The sequence below is a fragment of the Vreelandella azerica genome (assembly GCF_013112225.1).
Taxonomy (GTDB): domain Bacteria; phylum Pseudomonadota; class Gammaproteobacteria; order Pseudomonadales; family Halomonadaceae; genus Vreelandella; species Vreelandella azerica.
The window spans coordinates 71,212-92,673 of sequence record NZ_JABFHI010000003.1 but is presented as its reverse complement, the minus strand read 5'-3'; the positions used below and the strand labels follow the sequence as shown (position 1 = coordinate 92,673).

Here is a 21,462-nt window from a genome sequence, read left to right as displayed (position 1 = left end):
TGGGAATACAGAGAAAGAGAATTCGGGGGAGGCAGAAAAGTGTGATAAGGAGTGGACTGTTTAACGCCTCAATGCTTTGGGCGGCGGAAAGACCACATCCATGCCATTGGCATCCAGTTGGCGGATGTCTAACGGTCGGCCTTCTTTATCCAGAGTCACAAGTCCAATGCCACTACCGTTCCATAGCCGCTCACCTGCCTTTGCCTGTTCAGGGTCGCGGGGATAGACAGTGAATTTGCGGCGCCGGGTCAACCAGTTGAGCGGCGACAGGGGGCATAAAGCCAGCGGTTAAGGCGGTCAAAGGTATTTAACAGCATCTCTGGAAAAGTATTCTTGATCCCGCTTGAAGTAACCTGCCAAAGGTGAGGTGCATCCTCGCGATGGCTGATCAGAATGTCATAAGCAAATGAATAGTGCACATCACCGGAAAGGATGACGAAATTACCCGGGGTTTTTGAATGCCGCCAGATCTGCAACAACACGCTGGCCGCACCGCGATGGGCCATCCAGTTCTCGGCATCGACTACCAAGGGTTTGCCCAGCCAGGTGAAGATCTTCTGGATGCCCTCGATCAATTTGACGCCAAACATCGGCGCGGGAGACACAATGATCGCGCCTGGAGCATCAATCAGTGCCTGCTGCAATTCCATCAGCGCTTCCCAGTCCATCAGCCCAGAGGGCCGCTTGGGGTTGCTTTCACTACGCCAGCGGCGGGTACGGGTATCCAGCACAATCAAGGGCGGGCTGCCCGACAGCTGGTATTCCCAGCCCTGAAAGCGCAGCAGTTGTTCGATAAACTCATCATGCTGTTCAGCCACTAGCGGCCTGGGTGCGGGTGAAGAAGTGCGCAACAGCGCCTGAGCGCTATCAATCAGCCCTTGCAGTTTTTCCGGTGCATTCCCCCAGCCCTGGCAGAGCAGATAGGCAAACAGCGCATTACCGATAATCCGCTTGGAAAACGGATGGCCATAGGCCGTCATTTCCCAGTCAGCGGTCAGGTTCCAGTCGTCGGTGACGTCATGATCATCAAAAATCATCAGGCTGGGAATATGCGCCATCACCCGGGCACACTGGGGCAAACCCTCCACAAAGGCATCAATAATGCCTCTCTCCTGCTGGTAAAGCTGCGCTTCTGACGCCTCCAGCTTGGGCGCTGTCACCTCGATCAGCCGCCAGGGCGTGGGTGACCAGGTCAGAAAATACATGGCTAGCATTTCTGCCAGTGTCATCAGGTGATTCTGAGCATTGGCCGAGGTGAATATCGGTTTTTTGACGCCACCAAAAAGCGCTCGCGCAAGGCGGCATTGCTGGTCGCATCAGGCAACAACGCCTCACGCTGGTAGTAGCTGTTAGCTGATTGATACAGCGCCTGGCTGTCGCCCACGGTCGCCCCTTCCAGCACTTCATCTACCAGCCCCAGGCGCGCAATCAGGGCATGAATTGCCCGCAGCAGCGGGCCAGCCACGTCATCGACATACACCTGGTCACCGGTCATCAACAGCCAGGCCGGGCGCTGCTCGCTATCCATCAGGCGGCTCTCCAACCAGCTATCAGCGCGCACCAGGCCATCCGGGCCATCATGATGAGGCTTGCGACAGGAACCATGCAGCAGCCGTCGATGATCAGAGGCAATGACCAGGTTCGGGCAGTTTCTATCTTCATAACATAGCCAGGGCGCCCATTGTCCGATACCGGACACCTCACCATCCGCGCCTTCCACCAAGACGTCATAATCAATCAGCATATCGGTCGGCAGCGGCGATTCCAGTTCCAGGTCAATCAGGTACAGGCAAGCGTGGCGCCCTAGCCACACACATTGCTGGGCATCTTCAAGCGCGTAGTGTCGTGCGGGCTGACTTTCAGGCTGTAACTTGAGCTGAAGTCTCACGTCCCGAGAGGCCACTAACCACATCACCCAGCGGCCTGACGTTATTCTACGCAGCAAGGGCCCCACCAGAATATCTGGCAGGGTGTCTGTCGACGGCGTTTGTGTCGATAGGGTTGGCGCAAATAAAGGTGTCTGTTCTGATCCAGGCATGGAAACCCTCAAGGCTGTGCTACGACAGGCAACATCACGGTGACCTGCAACCCTCCCTGTGCTGCCCGTGATAGCGTCAATTCTCCCTGATAGAGTGCCACCAGATCTGCCACGATGGAAAGCCCTAAACCGCTCTGCGAGCGCCGCTCATCAAGGCGGCTGCCGCGTTCAAAGGCGGCTTGGCATTGCTCATCCGTCATGCCGGGGCCATCATCGCTGATCTGCAGGGTCAGCCACTTCCCCTGGCAGGCAGCTTCCATCATGACCGCATGGCTTGCCCAGCGCAGCGCATTATCCAGAAGATTGCCAACCAGCTCTTGGGCATCCTGCTCATCAAGGTAGACAGAGCGTTCCCCATGCCATTGGGAGCACAGTGTGAGCCCGCGCCGCTGGGCCAGCCTGGCAAGGCCTGAAAGCATAGGTGCAAGGGTGGTGGATAGCTTCAAGGGGGCTATGCGGGCACCTTCCCCTACCGCTGATGCTCTTGCCAGGTGATGACGAACGGCATTATCAATACGCGCAAGCTCTGCCTCCCAGCGAGGCCGCTGGGCCTCTGGCAGTTGGGCGAGCTGCAAACGCATCACACTCAATGGGGTTTTAAGGGCGTGGGCAAGATTGCCTGCTGTATGCCGCCCTCGCTCAATCAGGCGTTGATCTCTAGCTAGCAAGGCATTCATTGCGCTGGCCAGGGCATTCAACTCATCCGGAAAGTCATTGGGCAGCTGCTCGGCGCGTCCGTCATGAATGGCTTGCAGATTAGCGCGCAAGCGGCGCAGTGGGGACAGCCCCCAGCGAACCTGCAGCGCCAGCACAACCAGTAAAACGCCCCCAATGCGGCCAGCCCAGCCCATAACCATTGGCTGAAGGAGTGAATATCAGCGTTCAGTTCCGCATCACTGGCGGCGATACTGACATGCAGGACAGATGGCAGCGACGCCAACTGGATAACGCGCTCAACCATCCGCAAGGTTTGTTCGCGCGGGCCGCTCAGGGTATTCGCGGCTTTTTCACCGCTATGCACGGGCAGGCGCTGATCCCATAACGAACGTGAGGTCAGAGTACGCTCGCCGCCATCACTGATCTGCCAGTACCAGCCTGAGAACACCTGCTCAAAGCGCGGATCGCCCAGCGCACGATCCATCATCAGCTTGCCCGTCTGCGGATCAACTTCCACCCCGGCCAACAGAACGTTAAGCACTGCCGTCAGGCGGTTATCAAACCCCTGCGTGGCAGCTTCACGATAATGCTGGGACAGCAAAATACCCGCCGCAGGGAGCGCCAGGCCCACGATCAATAAGGCAGCGAGCAGCAAACGGCTGGCAATCGAACGCCGCCTCCAGCGACGATGATAGTGAGTCAGGCTAGGTCGCGTCATGGCGTATCAAGTGGCTCCGCCAGCAACCGATATCCTTGACCACGCAGGGTGGCAATCCGCCAGGCTCCCAGTTTGCGGCGTAGACGGCTGACCTGGACGTCAATCACGTTGGAATCCGGCTCATGATCGCGATCATACACATGCTCGGAAAGCTCAGTACGGCTAACCACGCGGGGCGCCGCCTGCATCAGATAGCACAGCAAGCGGGTTTCCTGGGCGGTTAGCGACACCGGCCGACTGGCCAGAGCAACGTGCTGAGTATGGGTGTCGAGGGTCAACTCACCCACGCTCAGCAGCGGATGGGCATGGCCGTGGCTACGCCTTACCAGCGCATGCAGGCGAAACAGCACTTCAGCGGCTTCAAAAGGCTTGGTGACATAATCATCGGCACCGGCGGAAAATCCTGCCGCCTTGTCAGCCCAGCGCTCGCGGGCGGTCAGGATCAACACAGGCAGGTTGATTCCGCCTTCTCGCCAGGCACTCAGCCAGCGCACGCCGTCACCATCGGGCAAGCCCAGATCAAGAATGACAGCATCATAGGTTTCGGTACGCACCAGGAAATCCGCTTCCTGGCCGGTGGCGGCAGATTCCGCCAGCCAATCGCCCTGACGCAGAACATCCATCAGCGCCCCCGCCAAAGCCAGGTCATCTTCTACCAACAGGCATTTCAAATGACATCCTCCTTAGAGGGCGCATCACGGCCTGCGCATGGCATCAATGTGCACTCCCTCGATTTCCATCAGCTGGCCGGTGTGGCCATCAAACTCGAACTCAACAATCTGGCCCCGCTCACCGAGCAGCTTGATTTCATACTCTACCTCACCGTCATCCCGTTCGACTTCCACTTCCAGCACGTCGCCGATATAGTGCGCTTCCAGCCAGTCCAGAATATTTTCCAGGGGCACCACTTCACCTCGCTGGACATCATCATGCAGCGAATGCCAGTGCTGGTCTGCCCACGGGGAGGCAGAAAAAGCAGGCACCCCAAGGCAAGCAGGCCGCCCTTCAGGGCACGGCGATAAAGGTAGTGATCAAATCTCATCATTTACTCAGCATGCCAAAAGGAACATGAACCGTCGATGAACCCAGGTGTCAGCTCCAGGTAAGCCAAGCAGTGCTATAACAGTGATCACGGTCACGCTGACGTTCCTTTCAATCCACATGCGTGACGTTTGATTCACCCAAGGAGAATATGATGACCTCTATCAAGAAAGCTCTGCTGATCCCCGCCGCGGCCCTGCTGTTTATCGGCACTGCCCAGGCGGACGACACCATGGATATCAACCGCATCGACCACATTCTTGAACGGACTTCCGCTTATGGGTTTACCTATCTTGAAGAAATCGAAATCAAACGCCCGGGGCAGGCTGAAGTAGAAGGCTGGCTGGATGATGAATGGAACGCCGAGGTTCGTTTTGATCTGGAAAACGGCGACACTCTAAGTGAAAAACGCGAACGCCTGATCACCGGTGCCTGGGGCATGAGTGACGAGGAGGTGCGTTCAGCCTTTGAGCTCGCCCGCTCAGAAGGCATGACAACCTTTGAAGAAATCGCGATTGACGAAAGCGGTATGATCGACATTGAAGGCCGGGATGCCAATGGGCGCGAGCTTGAAATCAGGCTACGCCAGGGTGCTGCTCAAATCAGCCACATCGAACGTGACTGACACCGGGCATTAGTGGCAGGATAACCTCAACCATCATCGGCGTTGGCCAGCGGCTACGCCGGTGATGGTGCTACAGGAGGCAAGCCTTTTGAGACACTTTTTCCTGCCACAGGATGACACAGGCGGACACACTCACTCTGCCACACTGGAAGGCGTGCCATCAGGCTGGCGCAGTAGCGTGATGCGCGATATGGCCTGGCTGCTGAACGCGCCGGATCTGGTGACGCTGGGGAATATTCCCGGGCGCCCGAGCCTTGCAACCCTGGGCTTGCAGTCATCGGCTGATATTGATGCCTGGCTGCATTGTCAGCAGGATGCCCTACATCATCTGCCACTGCGTGAACTGCGCCACGCGCGGATGGGCCATTACCATGAACGGCTGTGGCATTACTTGCTTGACCACGCTCCTGGCACGCGGCTACTGGCCCGCAATGTACGCATCTTTGCCCAGCGCAATACCCGCGGTGAGCTGGATATGCTCTACCGCACCTGCCAGAACCCCACGCCCATTCATCTTGAAGTGGCCATCAAGTTTTATCTGGGGTTACCGGACGGGCCGGGGGCCGCCGATAGCCAGAGCCGCTGGATTGGCCCCGGCGGATTCGACAGCCTCGATATCAAGCGCTACCACATGCAGCATCGCCAGTTGCCGCTTTCCACCACGGCAGACGCCCGGCGCGCCTTACGCCACTGGCTTACCCCGCGCGACAGCCTGGCAAATAACGGCCCCGAACCTGTGGCAATAGCGCATCAGATGGCCATGCCAGGCATTCTTTATTACCCGTGGCATGCGGATTTACCGCCACCGGAAGGGGCTACGCCGGAACATCGTCGTGGTATTTGGTGCCATGCCAGCGACTGGCCAGCGCTGGCCGCAAGTCTTGCACCGGACACTCTGGCCACCTGGCTGACCAAACCTCACTGGCTGGCGCCACCGCCGCTGGAGCAATGGCACTCCCTGGCAGAGATTGTAGAGCAGACACACCTATACGCAGACCAAAAGCAAACAGGCCCAAAGCGCTGGCCGCAGCAGCTGATGTGCTATACCCCTGCCGACGACCAGACAACACGTATTTTTATTGTGCCCAATCAGTGGCCAACGCATATCCCGCTCCCAGCGCCGCCTTAGCCAACCAGCCTCAAGCCGGTTGGATCAGACAATCACCAGATTATCGCGGTGAATCAGCTCGTGGGCCTCAACATAACCCAGAATGGCTTCGATCTGGTGGCTGGGTTTACCCGCCAGCCGACGCGCTTCGTCCGCGCCATAATTGACCAGCCCTTTGGCTACCCGAGTGCCCTGCTCATCCACGCAGAGCACCATATCGCCGCGTTTGAAGCTGCCTTGCACCTCACGCACACCGACCGCCAGCAGGCTGGAGCCTTTATCACGCAATACCTTGACCGCACCGGCGTCCAGCACCAGCGAACCGCGCACCTGCAGCTGGCCCGCCAGCCAGCGCTTGCGCGCGGCCATCGGCGCCTGCTCAGGGCGCAGCAGGGTGCCCAGGGCTTCACCGGCCATCAGGCGGGTCAAAACATTCGGCTGGCGGCCACTGGCAATCACGGTGACAGCACCGGAGCGCGCGGCCAGCTGGGCAGCGCGCACCTTGGTGCTCATGCCACCGCGCCCTAACGCACCACCGGTGCCTGCCACCGCTACCAGACGCGGGTCATCGGCCCAGCCTTCGGCAATAAGTTGAGCGTCTGCATGGTGGCGAGGGTCGGCATCAAACAGGCCTTCCTGGTCGGTCAGCAGGAACAACGCTTCGGCTTCGAGCAGATTGGCGACCAGCGCCCCCAACGTATCGTTGTCGCCAAAGCGGATCTCGTCGGTCACCACGGTGTCATTTTCATTGATCACCGGCACCACCCGCATTTCCACCAGGGTGCGCAGGGCCGAGAGCGCATTCAGGTAGCGCTTGCGGTTGGAAAGGTCATCGTGAGTCAGCAGGACTTGGGCGGTCAGAATACCGTGGCGGGCAAAATGCTGCTCATAGCACTGGGTCAGGCCGTTCTGTCCCACTGCAGCGGCGGCCTGCAACTCATGCACCGCACTTGGCCGTGCCTGCCAGCCAAGGCGCACCATGCCCGCCGCCACGGCCCCTGACGAGACCAATACCACTTCAACACCGCGCTGATGCAGCTCGGCAATCTGGTCAACCCAGCCACCGATGCCATCGGTATCCAGGCCACGCCCGTCGTTGGTCAACAGGGCGCTACCGATCTTGACCACGACGCGGCGCGCGCGACTCAGACTTTCCCGCCCCAGCTCATGCTCGCTCACAGTCTTTCTCCCATACCGTCGCTTCCCTCACTATGATGCAAGGTGTTCAGGGTGCGTATTCCACATCCACATCATAGTCATCATCATCGAAATCATCGTCATCCGCGTCACGGGGTTTGCGTTTGCGACCCAGCCGCGCTTCAGTACGTGCCACCGACTCCTCTTCCATACGCCGACGCATTTCCTGCTCACGGGCATGGGCTTCCTCGTCTTCGTGCTCCAGACGCTGCTGCTCGGTCAACCAACGGTGCGCCGCCTGCACCAGAGCATCAGTACCCTCGCCGCTGATGGCACAGATACGAAACACTGGACCTTCCCAGTTCAGCGCCTGAATAATGGACTGGGCGCGCGCTTCACGCTCATCTTCCGGCAGAAGGTCAAACTTGTTCAGCACCAGCCAGCGCGGAAGCTCCGCCAGGGCCGGTGAAAACTGCCCCAACTCATGCACGATGGCCTGTGCGGCTTCAATCGGGTCGGATTCATCAAAGGGCGCGACATCCACGACGTGAAGCAACAAACGGGTACGGGTCAGGTGCTTGAGAAAGCGCAATCCCAGGCCCGCGCCGTCAGAGGCGCCTTCAATCAGGCCCGGTACATCGGCCATCACAAAGTGTTCATGCATCCCCAGCTTGACCACACCCAGGTTCGGCACCAGGGTGGTAAACGGGTAGTTGGCCACCTTGGGCTTGGCCGCCGACACTGCACGAATCAGCGTCGATTTGCCCGCATTGGGCATCCCCAGCAGGCCAACATCCGCCATCACCTTCATTTCCAGGCGCAGGTTGCGGCGATCGCCTTCGGTGCCCGGCGTTGTGCGCCTGGGCGCCCGGTTGGTGGAAGACTTGAAGTGGATGTTGCCCAAGCCACGACGCCCCCTTCCGCCACCAGTACCACCTGGCCGATATCGGTCACGTCGGCAATCACTTCCAGGGTATCTTCATCAATCACCGTAGTGCCGACCGGCACCTTGACGTGCAGATCTTCCCCTGCCTTGCCACTCATCTGGCGACCCATACCGCCCTGGCCGTTTTCAGCCTTGTAGAAACGCTGAAAGCGAAAATCAATCAGGGTGTTCAGCGCATCATCACCAATCAGGTAGACGCTGCCACCGTGGCCACCGTCACCACCGTCAGGGCCGCCCTTGGGTACGTATTTTTCGCGGCGAAAGCTTAAACAGCCGTTACCGCCTTTGCCGGCCTCAACAATGATTGAAGCTTCATCGACAAATTGCATGGAATATTCTCCTGGCCGCTTTCGCCGCCGGTTGCCTCCAGATGTCTGCCCTGCGCATCCGCTAAAAGCGGGCTTCAAACGTCAATGACGTTAGCAGACAAAAAGCCCCGCCGTAGCGGGGCTTTTCCTGTTCAACGTCTTGCCTGGCAAAAATGCTTAGGCAGAAACAACGCTGACGAACTTGCGGCTTTTCGGGCCTTTGGTCTCGAACTTCACAACGCCTTCGTCAAGTGCGAACAGCGTGTGGTCACGGCCCAGGCCAACACCCGCGCCCGCATGGAACTTGGTGCCGCGCTGACGAACAATGATGTTACCCGGAGCGACGGCCTGACCGCCGAAAAGCTTCACACCCAAACGTTTGGATTCGGAATCGCGGCCGTTACGCGTGGAGCCCGCTGCCTTCTTATGTGCCATGGTAAAAACCTCCTACAAAGGAAATAACCTAGAAAATGACTGCTTACGCAGAAATTCCGGTAATTTTGACTTCAGTGAACCACTGACGGTGGCCCTGACGCTTCATGCTGTGCTTACGACGACGGAACTTGATGATGTTGATCTTCTTGGCACGGCCATGATCAACGATCTCAGCGGATACCTTAGCGCCTTCAACCAGCGGAGCGCCAACGGTAACGTCGTCACCGTCTGCTACCAGCAGAACTTCGTCAAACTCGATGATTTCGCCGGTCGGAATTTCCAGCTTCTCGAGCTTCAGTGTCTGACCTTCCTGAACGCGGTACTGCTTACCACCGCTTTTAATGACTGCGTACATGTTTCTCTCCGAGACGGCTTATAAATGCCGCGGCACATTGCCACGGCGCTCATCTGCGTGGCTCTTGATCGACCTGCTGCGAGTAGCGCCCCTTTCGGCAGCCATCTGACAGGGAGCATGATGAGCGGGCCGCGAATTATAGCGACTTTACCCGCGTACTACAACTATTCTGGCCGTTGTCAATGGCTGGCTTTTTTGACACGGCTTGACGGCCAACAGAGCTGACCATAGCATGACATCAACTCTATTTGGCGCTGTCGCCACTTTCACCTGCCGCGATGAATGAATCAATGACTGCGAACGCTTCTCCAACCTCGCCTGCCAGCTCCTCTCCTGCCCCGCTGCACGCCGTGGTGGCGGATGATTTCATCGCGGTTAACCGCACCATTGTTGAACAGCTCAGCTCCAAAGTGCCACTGGTAGCGACCATCAGCGAATATATTATTGAAAGCGGCGGCAAGCGTCTTCGCCCGCTGATGGTCCTGCTTGCAGCGCGCTCGCTTGGTTATCAGGAAGATAAACATATCCTGCTCGCCACCCTGATTGAATTCATGCACACCTCCACCCTGCTGCACGATGACGTAGTCGACGAGTCGCACCTGCGGCGCGGCAAGAAAACTGCTAACGACGCCTGGGGCAACGCCCCTGCGTACTGGTCGGTGACTTTCTGTATTCCCGCTCCTTTCAGATGATGGTCGATGTAGGCTCCATGCGCATCATGGCCATCCTGTCTGCCGCCACCTGCACCATTGCTGAAGGCGAAGTGCAGCAGCTGACCAATATCGGCAACCCGAGCATTTCTGAAGCCGACTACTTCGAGACCATTCAGGGCAAGACGGCCATGCTGTTCGAAGCCGCCTCACACAGCGGCGCCGTGCTTGCCAACGCCACCCCCGAACAGGAAGAAGCCCTGAAGCTGTATGGCCGCTATCTGGGGCTAGCTTTTCAGCTGGTGGATGACCTGCTGGACTATCAGGGCAACGCGGATGCCATGGGCAAGAACGTGGGCGACGATCTGGCCGAAGGCAAGCCAACGCTGCCACTGATCAACGCCATGGAACGCGGCACTCCCGAACAGGCCAAGCTGATTCGTCAGGTGATTCGCAAAGGCGGGCTGGAGCAGCTGGATGCAGTGCTTGAGATTGTGCACACCACCGGCGCCCTGGACTACACCCGTGCCCGCGCTGATGAAATGGCCGACCGGGCTCTGGCACAGCTGGACGCCCTGCCCCCTAGTCCCTTCCGCGATACCATGGCACATCTTGCCCGCCTCGCCGTAGACCGCGACACCTGATCAAGAATTGATCAAGAGCAACAACAGCTGGCGTTATAATCAACAGTTTTCAGCCAACAGGGCTTGAAAAAAAGCCACACCGCCCCGTATTATCCTCCTCCGTTGAACGGCACATACCGCAACGCATCGGAATATAGCTCAGCTTGGTAGAGCGCTGCCTTCGGGAGGCAGAGGTCGTAGGTTCGAATCCTGCTATTCCGACCAAAGAATTCAATGAAAACGGCCACTTAGCTAATAAAGCAAGTGGCCGTTTTTGGTTGAAGATGAAACGTCAACAGCCCCTAACAGTCAGCCTGACTGGCCAGCGCGGCTGTTCAAAAGTACGGCTAGCAGATCCGCATAAGCCTGTTCAGACTTCTCTGCCTGCCTGTTCGCCCCATCAATAGCCCGGTCAACGTCATTGTTCGCTTTTACCAGTTCCCTCTGGATTGTCTTTTCAATGTGAAGATGCCCCGAGTAATCGCCTTCCGGCAAGGCCTTGATTGCCTCTCTCACTTCGTGACGAAGCCGCTCTGCCAATTCGCGGGCCTGTTCTTCCTCAAGGCGTTTCTTGCGCGCCTTATGTACCGCTGATGCGAGCTTCTGGGCGGCTGTCAGAATATCACCGGAATGCGCCATCGCTTGGGGTAAGCTGATAACGGCGTTGCTGGATACATTAGTACGCATATATTTCCCCGTTTGCTTAAAGCGCTTAGTTTGGCGGAGTAATAATGCTCAGCAATTCCTTGTAAGCGCCCTGTGATTTTTCCGTTTCTTCATCAGCGCTTTCCACTGCCTTGTCGAGTTTTTTCAATGCTTTCAATACGTCCTTCTGAACCTCTTCAAAGCTGCGCATCTCCGCTGTCACCCGTTTTGCCAGGCGGGCCTCAAAGGCATCATTGGCCTCTTTTTGAAGCGCCCTTGCGGCCTGCTCGGCTTCCTCTTTTTCAACAAGATTTTTCTCACGCTTTTTTGCTGCCGAGGTAAGGGTTTTGGCCGCTTCCAGAATATCGTCCACCCGTGGGGTGACCTCTTCCAGGGATAAGGCGGGATACTCATGACCGTCAACAGCCGCAGAGCGACTGTCAGTATCCACAATGGCTTCAGATTCCGTATGACGTTCTACGCTGGCATCAAGGCCAACGCCATGTTCGTGCAGATCATTCATCAGATGTTGCTCTCCCGTGTACATAAAGGATTCCTTCGGACGTGCCTGGCATCGCCCACTGCATATTCATCCGGCAATCAAACAGGTTGCTCAGGATACGCCCTGTCCCACGGCTATAGGCCGCTGTAGAATATATAAACGACTGGCGTGTTAATATAGCCGTTCAAAAAATCTGCTCGTTTGCGTTGGCATGAAGTCGTCGTACCGAAGGCGGTGCCTTCATTAAGCCGAAGGAGACATTCATGACAGCTCATGCGGATATTTCCTTCGTCACGATACGACGCCGATTTGATTTTCGAAGTATCGAAATCGGACGCTGGGTCACACCGGCTGAGCGTGATCGTGCCGCCGGTTATTTCCTGCACGCACTGGAAGATTTAATGGCGGCACTCCAGGGCCCGGAACACCTGGTGTCCCTGCGTGGCACCCTGGGGTTGCAATATGGCATCGGAGGCCAGCTGGGTGTGGCCGCGCATTATTTACCTGCCAGCCGACAGCTGGCGCTGGCCAAAAATGCCGGTGCCGGAAGCCTGGCCCACGAATGGTTTCACGCGTTTGATCACTACATAGGGGCGAAAGCCTTTCTTCATACCGCCCCTCTTCAGTTCGCCTCCAGTGCCTGGCTGGAAGGAACGGCGCAAAGGCGCCACCCTCTCAATCAGCGGCTGGCCGATTGCCTCAAGGCGGTCTTACTCACCGATGATGGCACCGCACCCAGTCAGCTTTTTGAGGCGTCACAGAAAGCCGATAACCAGTTAAAAGTACTGTATTACGCCAGGCCTGAGGAGATGTGTGCCCGGGCATTCGAAGCCTTTGTGGAAGATTGCCAGCCCGGCAACCGTTTCCTGGTGAACGGCACTATCCAGTCCGATGAGGCTCATGCGGGCTTATACCCTCAGGGACGGCAGCGCCAGCAAATTAATCAGGCCTTCGAGAGGTATTTCTCAGCACTTGGTCAAGCGCTCTACCGGGAGCAGGAAAAGCCTGGGTGAAGCTTTCTGTTATTCCCCTCTCCATGCGCTTGTCACCCTGGCTGCAGGGAAAATGGTCATTGATTGACCTTGTGGCGCGGTGGCGTCATAGCCACAAAGCCTGAGCCTCTCCACATAGAATGTGCCAGCGCTGGTGCCTACGCTCCGGCGCTGTACGCATGGTTAAAGGGGCGACGAGGATCTATGTTATCGGGGGTGGCCTGCACCATCTGAACACGGCGTTCATGGGCAACGCGGCACAATTCTGCGTACTGAAACGCTGGAAGCTCATCGAATGCCGCCTGCTCCGCGACAGAGAGCCCGTAATAAACCTGCGTGATGCCACTCCAGTAAATGGCACCCAGACACATGGGGCAAGGCTCGCAGCTGGTATAGAGCACACATCCCGCTAAGCGCCTGGTACCCATGTACTTGGCAGCAGCCTGAAGCGCCCGAATCTCGGCATGACCGGCCACGTCTTGAGTAGCTTTTACATCGTTGACGCCTGTTCCGACCAAATGACCATCCTGCACTACCAGAGCGGCGAAAGGCGCCTGCCCCTGTTTAGCGTTGTCGAGAGCAAGCTCGATGCACTGCGCTACCCATTCCTGATGTGTCATGGCTTTCTCCTTTTTGAACGAACGTATTGGCGGTGTTTAAGACCTGAGGAACCCCACGTATATTTTCAATAAAATCAATCAACCCACTCGGCAAGTGTCTATCCTCGAACGTCTTTCACGAACTCGATTCGATGAGCGTCACAAAGCGCAACAGGACCACAGGAAGCAGGTTCTTTCGAGTGCACAAGATCACAGAAATGCCGTCAAATCCATCACAAATATTAAACAAGGCCTGGACATCCTGTACAGGAATGTATTGACTGTACCCGTGGCGCTAACTTTAAGTAGGCCGCCTGATAGCCCAGTCTATCGACGGAGCGTCTGACTGAAACACGGTCAATCCATTGAACGTTCAGACGGGAGATACTTGATGAGCATATCCATGATGGCACGAAGCGCGTTTGCAGCGGCTGTTGTAATGGGCACGATGACCACGGCGGCCATGGCCGCGTCCAGCGAGGAGGAAGTGCGCTCGGCGCTGGTCGGCAATACCTTCAAGGGGGCATGGGCGGAGGCATCTATAACAGCTACTTCGCCGAGGATGGCACCTACGAAGATGCCTCCGGTGGAGGTAACTATGAGATCACCGAAGACGGTGTCTGCTACCCCGACACCGATTACGGCTGCTATGCAGCCGAGATCAATGGTAACCAGCTGGAATGGTTCAAGGACGGCGAAAGCGTTGGCACAGGCATGATCGAAGAGGGCAACACTCTTCAATAATCGCACATGGCATGCGCCTCGTGGCCTGCTATGCGAGGCCATGCCAGTAGTTTACACCCAGGCTATTCATTTCACCTGAACCGGATAAAGGCTTAAGCTGGCAGCATACATTGAAGCATCTTGATTAATGGACAAGTGCGACAGCAAAGGGAGCCGTGTGTGCCAGCCAGCAACCCGACATCACAGAACTTCGCGTTTCTCAACGAGCATAATGCTCTGTTTGTGGAGCTGGCGGAATCCGCTGAGCGTGCCTTTGCCAGCGACCCCAACACCACCCTGATCAAGCTGCGCCAGCTGGGCGAGGCGCTCTCCCAGCATCTAGCCGCCCTTTCCGGTATCCCCTTTGATGACCAGACCACCCAGGCGGAGCTCCTTTACCGCCTGAACCGTGAGTTGCGCCTGGAACCGCAGATCAAGGAGCTGTTCCACATCCTGCGGGTTGAAGGTAACAAGGCCACCCACCAGTTTCGCACCCAGCATAAAGAGGCCATGAGTGGCCTCAGGGTGGCCCGCGATCTGGCCATCTGGTTTCACCGTTCCTTTGGCAAAGCGGGTGCTCAATTCAAGCCCGGCCCCTTTATCCCGCCCGCTGACCCCAGCGCCCAGCTGCGCCAGCTGCAGAGCGATATCGAAAAGCTCCGCCACGACCTGCAAAAGGCCAACAGCGAGCTGGACAGCAGCCAGCAGCTCAGCCAGCTGATCGAGAAAGAAAAAGCCGAATACGAAGCCCTGGCGCTGGCCATGGATGAAGAATCCCGCGCCCTGGCCAAGCAGGCCCGCCAGCACGAACAGGCCTTGAGCCAGCAGCAAACCGCCTACGAGCAGAAAATCAGCGCCCTGCAACACAAGCTGGCCCAACAGGACGCACAGAGTGCCGACCAGCAGCGCCAGCAGGTGGCCAGAAAGACTCAGGCGGCTAGCTATAGCCTGGTGATGAGCGAAGAAGTCACCCGCATCCTGATTGACCAACAGCTGCAGGATGCCGGTTGGGAAGCCGACAGCCAGGAGATCACCTACCAGAAAGGGGCCCGCCCGGAAAAAGGCACCTACCGGGCCATTGCCGAATGGCCCACCCAGAGCGACGCTCAACAGCGTGGCCGGGCTGATTACGTGTTGTTTGCCGGGTTAACCCCCATTGCCGTGGTGGAAGCCAAAAAGAAAACACCAACGTGGCGGGCAAGATCCGTCAGGCCGAACGCTACAGCAAAGGCCTCAAGGTCGACGCCCCACTAATCGCCGCCTGGGAATTGATCGGCCGCACCATCGCCTGGCCTGCCGAGGAAGATAGCCACTATCATGTGCCCTTTGTGTATTCCTGCAACGGTCGCCCCTATGTGCCGCAGCTGGCGGAGACCTCTGGCACCTGGTTCCGCGATGTTCGCGACCCCAGCCACTTAAGCCGCGCCCTGCCCCGGTTTCACACCCCAGGTGGCCTGCTGGACATGCTCCAGCGCGACAGGGAAGACGCTGAAAAACGCCTGCAGGCCGAACCCTTTGGCTACCTGAAATTGCGTGACTACCAGCAGAAGGCCATTGCCGCCACCGAACATGCCCTTTCCCACGGCCAGCGCACCGCACTTCTGGCCATGGCCACCGGCACCGGCAAGACCCGCACCATCATCGGCCTGATGTACCGCTTCCTGAAAGCCGAACGCTTCCAGCGCATCCTGTTTCTGGTCGACCGCACCGCCCTCGGCCAGCAGGCCCTTGATGCCTTTAATGAAGCGCCGCTGGAGCAGAACCACACTCTCAGCAAGATCTACAACGTCGCGGAGTTGGGCGATATGGCCGCCGAGGCGGAAACCCGCATTCAGGTGGCCACCGTGCAGGCCATGGTCAAGCGCATCTTCATGAGCGACGCAGCGCCGCCGATTGATCAGTTCGACTGCATTATCATCGACGAGGCCCACCGCGGTTACACCCTCGACCAGGAAATGACCGAAGGCGAACTGGCCACCCGGGATTCCCAGCAGTACCTCTCCAGCTACCGCCGGGTGCTGGATTACTTCGATGCGGTAAAGATTGCCCTCACCGCCACCCCGGCCAGGCACACCAGCGAGATTTTCGGCAAGCCGGTCTACACCTACTCCTACCGTGAAGCAGTAGCCGACGACTGGCTGATCGACCACGAACCGCCCATCCGCTATGAAACCCTGCTGACCCAGAACGGCATCACCTTCGAAAAAGGCAAGCCGGTGGACACGCTCAACATTCGCACCGGCGAAATCGACACCACCGAGCTGGAAGACGAGCTCAACTTTGAGGTGGACGCCTTCAACCGCCGGGTGATCAACGAAAACTTCAACCGGGTGATCTGCGAACAGCTGGTGCAGGAGCTCGACCCCTTCGGCGACGAAAAGACCCTGATCTTCTGCGCCACTGACCTGCATGCCGATATGGTGAAAACCCAGCTGGATAGCGCCTTCAAAGCGCTCTACAACGGCAGCTACCACGAGGCGGCGGTGGCCAAGATCACCGGCCAGAGCGAAAAGGTCGGGCAGCTTATCCGCCGCTACAAGAACGAGCGCTACCCCAATATCGCCATCACCGTCGACCTGCTCACCACCGGCATTGATGTACCGCGCATCAGCCATCTGGTGTTTATGCGCCGGATTCGTTCGCGCATCCTGTACGAACAGATGATTGGCCGCGCCACCCGCCGCTGCGATGAGATCGGCAAGACGGTGTTCCGCATCTACGACCCGGTGGATATCTATGCCGCCCTGCAGGATGTGAACACCATGAAGCCGCTGGTCAAAGACCCGCATATCACCCTGGAGCAGCTGGTAGAAGAACTCACTGATGATGACCAGCTGGAACAGGCGCTGGCCAGCCCCGGCGGACACCCGGAGGAAAGCCAGGCCGATGTGGTGCTCAACCAGCTCAGCCAGAAGGTCATGCGGGTACTGCGCAAGGCCGACAAAAAGCCGACAACAGCCCACCGCTGAAGCATAAACTCGCTGAACTGGAACACAGCTGGGGCGTGGAACCCAAAGCCCTGCACAGCCACCTGCATCAGCTAGGCCCGCGTCAGGCATCCGCCTTCATCAAGCAGCACAGCGGTCTGTTGCACCAGCTGGCCGAGGTCAAAGCCCTGGTGGGCAGCGAGCACCTGCCGATTATCTCCGAGCACGACGACGAAATCCGCGAACGCAGCCAGAGCTATGGCCAACATGCCAAACCGGAAGACTACCTGGACGAATTCAACCGCTTTATCAAGGAACAGCTCAACCAGTCGGCGGCGCTAGCAGTGGTGGTCAACCAGCCCCGCGATCTGACCCGCGAACAGCTGCGCGAAATCAAGCTGCTGCTGGATAACCACGGCTATTCCGAAGCCCGCCTGCAAAGCGCGGTGCGCAACCAGACCAACCAGGATATCGCCGCCAGCATTATCGGCTACATCCGCCGCGCCGCCCTGGGCGAGGCGCTGATTCCCTTTGAACAGCGCGTCACCCACGCCATGGACCGCATTCTCACCCAGCACAACTGGACCCCGAACCAGCGCAAATGGCTGGAGCGCCTGGCCAAGCAGCTCGTCCACGAAGTGATTATCGACCGGGAGTTCGTCAACCAGCGCTTTGCCGATGACGGCGGCGCCAAACAGATGGACAAGATACTCGGCGAGCAGCTGGATAGCGTGCTGAAGGAGTTGAACGAGACCATGTGGCCAGAGCAGAGCGCCTGATGTGGCTTGTGAAGGCTATGTTGATGCCATCGACATAGCCCCAACCTATGTCGATTTTTTGGGCTTTTTTTCGACATAGGTCGGCTGGCATGTATAGAAAACCGGCTTTTCTATACATGCCGCCCACAACGTGCAAAGATTTTGCCACTTTTTATACATGTAGCGCTGTTCCTTGAACGCGCTTAAAAAACACCGGAACCCCATGACCCACAACGATATCGTCCAGAAACTCTGGAACCTGTGCGACGTGCTGCGCGATGACGGCATCAACTACTCGGATTACGTCACTGAGCTGGTGATGCTGCTGTTTATCAAGATGGTGCATGAGAATACCGAAGCCGGCACCCTGAAAAAGCACCCGCTGCCGGCGGGCTGCCGCTGGAGCGACCTGAACGGTAAATCCGGCCTTGACCTGCTGAATGACTACAAACGCATCCTGCTCAGCCTTTCCAGTGGCCGCGACGGCACGGGGCGCCTGATTCACAGCGACCCGCTGATCAGCGCCATCTACGCCGATGCCCAGACCCGGCTGCGCGAGCCGCGCCATCTGGAGCAGATGATCAAGACGCTGGATCAGATCGACTGGTTCAGCGCCCAGCAGGATGGCCTGGGGGATCTCTACGAAGGCCTGCTGGAAAAGAACGCCAACGAAACCAAATCCGGCGCGGGGCAGTATTTCACCCCCGCGCCTTGATCAACACCATGGTCAACTGCCTGAAGCCCCAGCCCGGTGAGCGCATTCAGGACCCCTCAGCGGGAACGGCGGGCTTTCTGATTGCCGCCCACGAGTACATCAAGGCCCACACCGATGACCTCTACGACCTGACCGGCGAGCAGAAAACCTTTCAGGCCACCCGCGCCTATGTGGGTATCGAGCTGGTGCCAGGCACCCGCCGCCTGGCGCTGATGAACTGCCTGCTGCACGGCATGGAAGGCGACGACGAAGGCGTGGTGCACCTGGGCAACGCCCTGGGCCAGGCAGGTGCCGGGCTGGAAAAGGCCGATATGATTCTCGCCAACCCGCCCTTTGGCACCAGCAAGGGCGGCGATGCCAGCATCACCCGCGACGACCTGACCTATAAAACCAGCAACAAGCAGCTGGCCTTTCTGCAGCATATCTACCGCAACCTCAAACCCGGTGGCCGCGCCGCCGTGGTGCTGCCGGATAACGTGCTGTTTGAAGCCGGTGTGGGCACCGAGGTACGCCGCGACCTGATGGACAAGTGCAACCTGCACACCATACTGCGTCTGCCCACCGGTATTTTTTACGCTCAGGGCGTGAAAACCAATGTGCTCTTTTTCACCAAGGGCAGCGCGGCAGACAAGTATCAGGAAGAGTACTGCACGGAAAACGTCTGGGTGTATGACCTGCGCACCAATATGCCCAGCTTTGGCAAACGCACGCCGTTCGGTGAAACGCACCTGAAGCCGTTTGAAGCCGTCTATGGCGAAAGCCCCAATGGCGACAGCCCGCGCCAGGAAGGCGAATACAGCTTTCACTCGGACAAGATCGAGCTGCCGGAAGCCACCAAGGCCACGGATGAAAACCAGGGCGTGGACGAGCGCATGCTTCACAGCCGCTGGCGCTGTTTCAGCCGGGCGTGGATTGCCGAGCACAAGGGCGACTCGTTGGATATCAGCTGGCTAAAAGACAGCGACAGCGTAGACGCCGCCAACCTACCCGCGCCGGAGGTACTGGCGGGTGAGGCTATGGGTGAGCTGGTGCAGGCGTTGGGGGAGCTTGATGCTTTGATGCGGGAGCTTGGTGCTGAAGAGGAGGCGGATGGGGCTAAGGTGCTTTTGCGGGAAGTGATGGGAGAGGTGAAGTAAATGAACTCCCAACCCTCAGAATGGAAAAATATAATAGCCGCAGATGGATTCACCCAGATATCCACGACTGGCAAAAAGGTCAAAACAAAGGATTGTACTCCTACCGGCAAGTACCCTGTTGTCGATCAAGGCCAAGGGAAGATTAGCGGCTATGTCGATGACTCTGAAAAACTGATTTCAGTTACTGAACCACTGATTGTCTTTGGCGATCATACTCGTGCAGTGAAGTGGATCGACTTCAGTTTTGTACCAGGGGCAGATGGAACAAAAATTCTAAAGGCTGAACCATACTTTATACCTCGGTTTGCTTATCTCCAGCTCCGATCACTAGAGATTCCCAACAAAGGTTACTCACGTCATTTCAAGTTTCTAAAAGAACTTGAATTTAGCGTGCCCCCTATAGCCGAACAAAAAGTCATCGCCGATAAACTCGATACCCTGCTGGCTCAGGTGGAAACCACCCAAACCCGCCTTGAACGCATTCCGCAGATTCTCAAGCGTTTTCGTCAGTCTGTGCTGGCTGCGGCGGTCAGTGGGAAGTTGACGGAAGAGTGGCGTGATGGAAGATCTCTCGAAAAATTCGGAGACATAACATGGGAGGAAGTCCTTCGCGACAAAAAAACTTCTTTTAAAAGAGGCCCCTTTGGTAGCGCCTTGAAAAAAAAGCATATTTGTAGAGTCAGGTTATAAAGTCTACGAGCAATATTGTCCGATTAATGATGACTGTTCATTTGTCAGGTATTACATTACACCCGAAAAATTTGAAGAACTTAAAGCTTTTGAGGTAAAAGACGGCGACTTTCTAATTAGCTGTTCTGGCGTAAGCTTGGGTCGAATAACTCAAGTTCCGACGGGGAGTGAGCCAGGGGTTATCAATCAAGCTCTACTTCGAGTTCGTCTTAACAATCATATTTATGATGATAAATTTTTCAAGCTAGTATTCCGTTCGCCTGAATTTCAAAAAGCAATATTTGCAAATAGCACAGGCTCTGCGATTCCCAATCTAAAGGGAGTAAAGGAGCTAAAATCCATGCTATTGCCACACCCATCTATGGCTGAACAAACCGAAATCGTCCGCCGCGTAGACGAACTCTTCGCCCACGCTGACCGGATCGAGCAGCAGGTGAATAACGCCCTGGCCCGCGTTAATAACCTCACCCAGTCGATACTCGCCAAGGCCTTTCGCGGCGAGCTTACCGAGCAGTGGCGCAAGGACAACCCCGAGCTGATTAGCGGCGAGAACTCAGCCGAGGCGTTGCTGAAACGTATCCAGGCTGAGCGGGCGGCGGTGGCCGGGAAAAAGAAACCGCGTAAGGTGGTGAAGAAGGCGGCTGATGGTGATTAGCGGCTAGCGAGGTTAATGGCTTAAGAGCAGCTTTTTAGGAGCAATTGATATAGCGCTTTACGCTGCGCTTAGCGGCGCCCGACTAGAGCGCCCATAAGACTATTGCCTGGTCGGGCATAAACTTGAATGACATCTACCGTTAAGAGGAAATGCTGCCTCCGCTAACTGTGCTCGTAATCGCAAGGGAAACTAGAGTACCAATAGCTTCAGAAGCTTTTGACCGCCCGAAACTTGAGAGCCGCTCACCAATAGATGCCGTTCCCTCGAGTGATATAGGGACCCTGCGCAAAGATTCTAATCCTTTCTCACTGAGCACGACATCGAACTCTGGTCCTGCATCGTCGGAAAGATCCTGATTGACCCAAATATACCCGGCAGTCTCGAGCCACCTTACGGTGCTCTCAAAATACTCTACGAAATTGAATGAGCCCCGTAATCATCTTCTTCGATTGCTTCCTCGAGAAATTGCGCAGGCGTCA

The 21,462-nt window shown here is 57.2% G+C and carries 19 protein-coding genes, 1 tRNA gene and 4 pseudogenes; 12 read left to right on the top strand and 12 right to left on the bottom strand.

Features of this window, described 5'->3' with window-relative positions:
* Positions 1-60: 60 nt before the first annotated feature.
* The 5 genes and pseudogenes from HLB35_RS08405 to HLB35_RS08390 all read right to left on the bottom strand — a co-directional run bounded on the left by HLB35_RS08405 (position 61) and on the right by HLB35_RS08390 (position 4,396).
* Positions 61-2,038 (bottom strand): annotated as a pseudogene (locus tag HLB35_RS08405) (alkaline phosphatase D family protein).
* Between the two features lie 8 nt (positions 2,039-2,046).
* Positions 2,047-2,850 carry a sensor histidine kinase gene (locus HLB35_RS18330; protein WP_328731393.1) on the bottom strand — a complete coding sequence of 268 codons (804 nt, stop codon included), beginning with the start codon at positions 2,848-2,850 and terminating at the stop codon, positions 2,047-2,049.
* A complete protein-coding gene (locus tag HLB35_RS18325; protein WP_328731392.1) occupies positions 2,733-3,413 on the bottom strand; it encodes a hypothetical protein in 681 nt (226 codons plus the stop codon). The genes HLB35_RS18330 and HLB35_RS18325 overlap by 118 nt, the downstream gene beginning before the upstream one ends.
* The gene (locus HLB35_RS08395) at positions 3,410-4,084 is read right to left on the bottom strand and encodes a winged helix-turn-helix domain-containing protein (RefSeq protein ID WP_171702251.1); all 675 of its coding nucleotides are present in this window, start codon (positions 4,082-4,084) and stop codon (positions 3,410-3,412) included. The genes HLB35_RS18325 and HLB35_RS08395 overlap by 4 nt, the downstream gene beginning before the upstream one ends.
* 24 nt (positions 4,085-4,108) lie before the next feature.
* Positions 4,109-4,396, bottom strand: a complete 288-nt coding sequence (locus tag HLB35_RS08390; protein ID WP_328731390.1) for a PepSY domain-containing protein — start codon at positions 4,394-4,396, stop codon at positions 4,109-4,111.
* Between the two features lie 212 nt (positions 4,397-4,608).
* Between HLB35_RS08390 and HLB35_RS08385 the strand changes: the two genes are divergently transcribed.
* Both HLB35_RS08385 and HLB35_RS08380 read left to right on the top strand, forming a co-directional pair.
* Positions 4,609-5,079, top strand: coding sequence for a PepSY domain-containing protein (locus HLB35_RS08385; RefSeq protein WP_171702250.1), 471 nt, complete (start codon positions 4,609-4,611; stop codon positions 5,077-5,079).
* Between the two features lie 88 nt (positions 5,080-5,167).
* Positions 5,168-6,208 (top strand): DUF1853 family protein, encoded by a 1,041-nt coding sequence (locus tag HLB35_RS08380; RefSeq protein WP_235937086.1) that lies wholly within the window; start codon positions 5,168-5,170, stop codon positions 6,206-6,208.
* 24 nt (positions 6,209-6,232) lie between these two features.
* On the opposite strand, the gene proB is transcribed toward HLB35_RS08380, so the two are convergent.
* From proB to rplU, 4 genes and pseudogenes are all read right to left on the bottom strand, one after another.
* Positions 6,233-7,366 (bottom strand): glutamate 5-kinase, encoded by a 1,134-nt coding sequence (proB, locus tag HLB35_RS08375; protein WP_171702249.1) that lies wholly within the window; start codon positions 7,364-7,366, stop codon positions 6,233-6,235.
* Between the two features lie 46 nt (positions 7,367-7,412).
* Positions 7,413-8,599, bottom strand: a pseudogene (gene cgtA / locus HLB35_RS08370) (Obg family GTPase CgtA).
* Positions 8,600-8,755: 156 nt separating this feature from the next.
* A complete protein-coding gene (gene rpmA, locus HLB35_RS08365; RefSeq protein ID WP_171702248.1) occupies positions 8,756-9,013 on the bottom strand; it encodes a 50S ribosomal protein L27 in 258 nt (85 codons plus the stop codon).
* Between the two features lie 43 nt (positions 9,014-9,056).
* Positions 9,057-9,368 (bottom strand): 50S ribosomal protein L21, encoded by a 312-nt coding sequence (gene rplU / locus HLB35_RS08360; RefSeq protein WP_171702247.1) that lies wholly within the window; start codon positions 9,366-9,368, stop codon positions 9,057-9,059.
* A 290-nt stretch (positions 9,369-9,658) separates the two neighbouring features.
* Here rplU and ispB point away from each other — a divergent pair.
* Positions 9,659-10,662 (top strand): annotated as a pseudogene (gene ispB, locus HLB35_RS08355) (octaprenyl diphosphate synthase).
* Positions 10,663-10,789: 127 nt separating this feature from the next.
* A tRNA-Pro gene (locus HLB35_RS08350) sits at positions 10,790-10,866 on the top strand.
* 84 nt (positions 10,867-10,950) lie between these two features.
* Here the strand turns inward: HLB35_RS08350 and HLB35_RS08345 are convergent.
* Together HLB35_RS08345 and HLB35_RS08340 are read right to left on the bottom strand one after the other, a co-directional pair.
* Positions 10,951-11,328, bottom strand: coding sequence for a hypothetical protein (locus HLB35_RS08345; protein WP_171702246.1), 378 nt, complete (start codon positions 11,326-11,328; stop codon positions 10,951-10,953).
* Between the two features lie 25 nt (positions 11,329-11,353).
* The gene (locus tag HLB35_RS08340) at positions 11,354-11,833 is read right to left on the bottom strand and encodes a hypothetical protein (protein ID WP_171702245.1); all 480 of its coding nucleotides are present in this window, start codon (positions 11,831-11,833) and stop codon (positions 11,354-11,356) included.
* 218 nt (positions 11,834-12,051) lie between these two features.
* Between HLB35_RS08340 and HLB35_RS08335 the strand changes: the two genes are divergently transcribed.
* Positions 12,052-12,801 carry a CLCA_X family protein gene (locus tag HLB35_RS08335; RefSeq protein WP_171702244.1) on the top strand — a complete coding sequence of 250 codons (750 nt, stop codon included), beginning with the start codon at positions 12,052-12,054 and terminating at the stop codon, positions 12,799-12,801.
* Positions 12,802-12,938: 137 nt separating this feature from the next.
* Here HLB35_RS08335 and HLB35_RS08330 read toward each other — a convergent pair whose 3' ends face one another.
* Positions 12,939-13,400, bottom strand: coding sequence for a nucleoside deaminase (locus tag HLB35_RS08330; protein WP_171702243.1), 462 nt, complete (start codon positions 13,398-13,400; stop codon positions 12,939-12,941).
* Positions 13,401-13,904: 504 nt separating this feature from the next.
* Here HLB35_RS08330 and HLB35_RS08325 point away from each other — a divergent pair.
* From HLB35_RS08325 to HLB35_RS08305, 7 genes and pseudogenes are all read left to right on the top strand, one after another.
* Positions 13,905-14,123 carry a hypothetical protein gene (locus tag HLB35_RS08325; RefSeq protein ID WP_171702242.1) on the top strand — a complete coding sequence of 73 codons (219 nt, stop codon included), beginning with the start codon at positions 13,905-13,907 and terminating at the stop codon, positions 14,121-14,123.
* Between the two features lie 159 nt (positions 14,124-14,282).
* Entirely contained in the window at positions 14,283-15,356 is a 1,074-nt protein-coding gene (locus HLB35_RS17185; RefSeq protein ID WP_328731386.1) for a DUF4145 domain-containing protein, read from the top strand.
* Entirely contained in the window at positions 15,293-17,071 is a 1,779-nt protein-coding gene (hsdR, locus tag HLB35_RS17180) for a type I restriction-modification system endonuclease (RefSeq protein WP_328731384.1), read from the top strand. Before HLB35_RS17185 ends, hsdR begins: the two co-directional genes overlap by 64 nt.
* A 35-nt stretch (positions 17,072-17,106) precedes the next feature.
* Entirely contained in the window at positions 17,107-17,808 is a 702-nt protein-coding gene (locus tag HLB35_RS17175; protein ID WP_328731383.1) for a type I restriction-modification enzyme R subunit C-terminal domain-containing protein, read from the top strand.
* Positions 17,809-18,010: 202 nt separating this feature from the next.
* Positions 18,011-19,638, top strand: a pseudogene (locus tag HLB35_RS08315) (class I SAM-dependent DNA methyltransferase).
* Positions 19,639-20,328, top strand: coding sequence for a restriction endonuclease subunit S (locus HLB35_RS08310; RefSeq protein WP_216601458.1), 690 nt, complete (start codon positions 19,639-19,641; stop codon positions 20,326-20,328).
* On the top strand, positions 20,306-20,983 hold the full coding sequence (locus tag HLB35_RS08305) for a restriction endonuclease subunit S (RefSeq protein ID WP_171702471.1): 678 nt from the start codon (positions 20,306-20,308) through the stop codon (positions 20,981-20,983). Before HLB35_RS08310 ends, HLB35_RS08305 begins: the two co-directional genes overlap by 23 nt.
* Positions 20,984-21,462: the final 479 nt, after the last annotated feature.

Excerpts from the sequence above, each read along its gene's own strand:
- HLB35_RS08310 (WP_216601458.1), top strand. The coding sequence starts at position 19,639 with ATGAACTCCCAACCCTCAGAATGGAAAAATATAATAGCCGCAGATGGA.
- HLB35_RS08335 (WP_171702244.1), top strand. The coding sequence starts at position 12,052 with ATGACAGCTCATGCGGATATTTCCTTCGTCACGATACGACGCCGATTT.
- rplU (WP_171702247.1), bottom strand. The coding sequence starts at position 9,368 with ATGTACGCAGTCATTAAAAGCGGTGGTAAGCAGTACCGCGTTCAGGAA.
- rpmA (WP_171702248.1), bottom strand. The coding sequence starts at position 9,013 with ATGGCACATAAGAAGGCAGCGGGCTCCACGCGTAACGGCCGCGATTCC.
- HLB35_RS18325 (WP_328731392.1), bottom strand. The coding sequence starts at position 3,413 with ATGACGCGACCTAGCCTGACTCACTATCATCGTCGCTGGAGGCGGCGT.
- HLB35_RS08345 (WP_171702246.1), bottom strand. The coding sequence starts at position 11,328 with ATGCGTACTAATGTATCCAGCAACGCCGTTATCAGCTTACCCCAAGCG.
- HLB35_RS08330 (WP_171702243.1), bottom strand. The coding sequence starts at position 13,400 with ATGACACATCAGGAATGGGTAGCGCAGTGCATCGAGCTTGCTCTCGAC.
- HLB35_RS08385 (WP_171702250.1), top strand. The coding sequence starts at position 4,609 with ATGACCTCTATCAAGAAAGCTCTGCTGATCCCCGCCGCGGCCCTGCTG.
- HLB35_RS08325 (WP_171702242.1), top strand. The coding sequence starts at position 13,905 with ATGGGCGGAGGCATCTATAACAGCTACTTCGCCGAGGATGGCACCTAC.
- HLB35_RS08340 (WP_171702245.1), bottom strand. The coding sequence starts at position 11,833 with ATGTACACGGGAGAGCAACATCTGATGAATGATCTGCACGAACATGGC.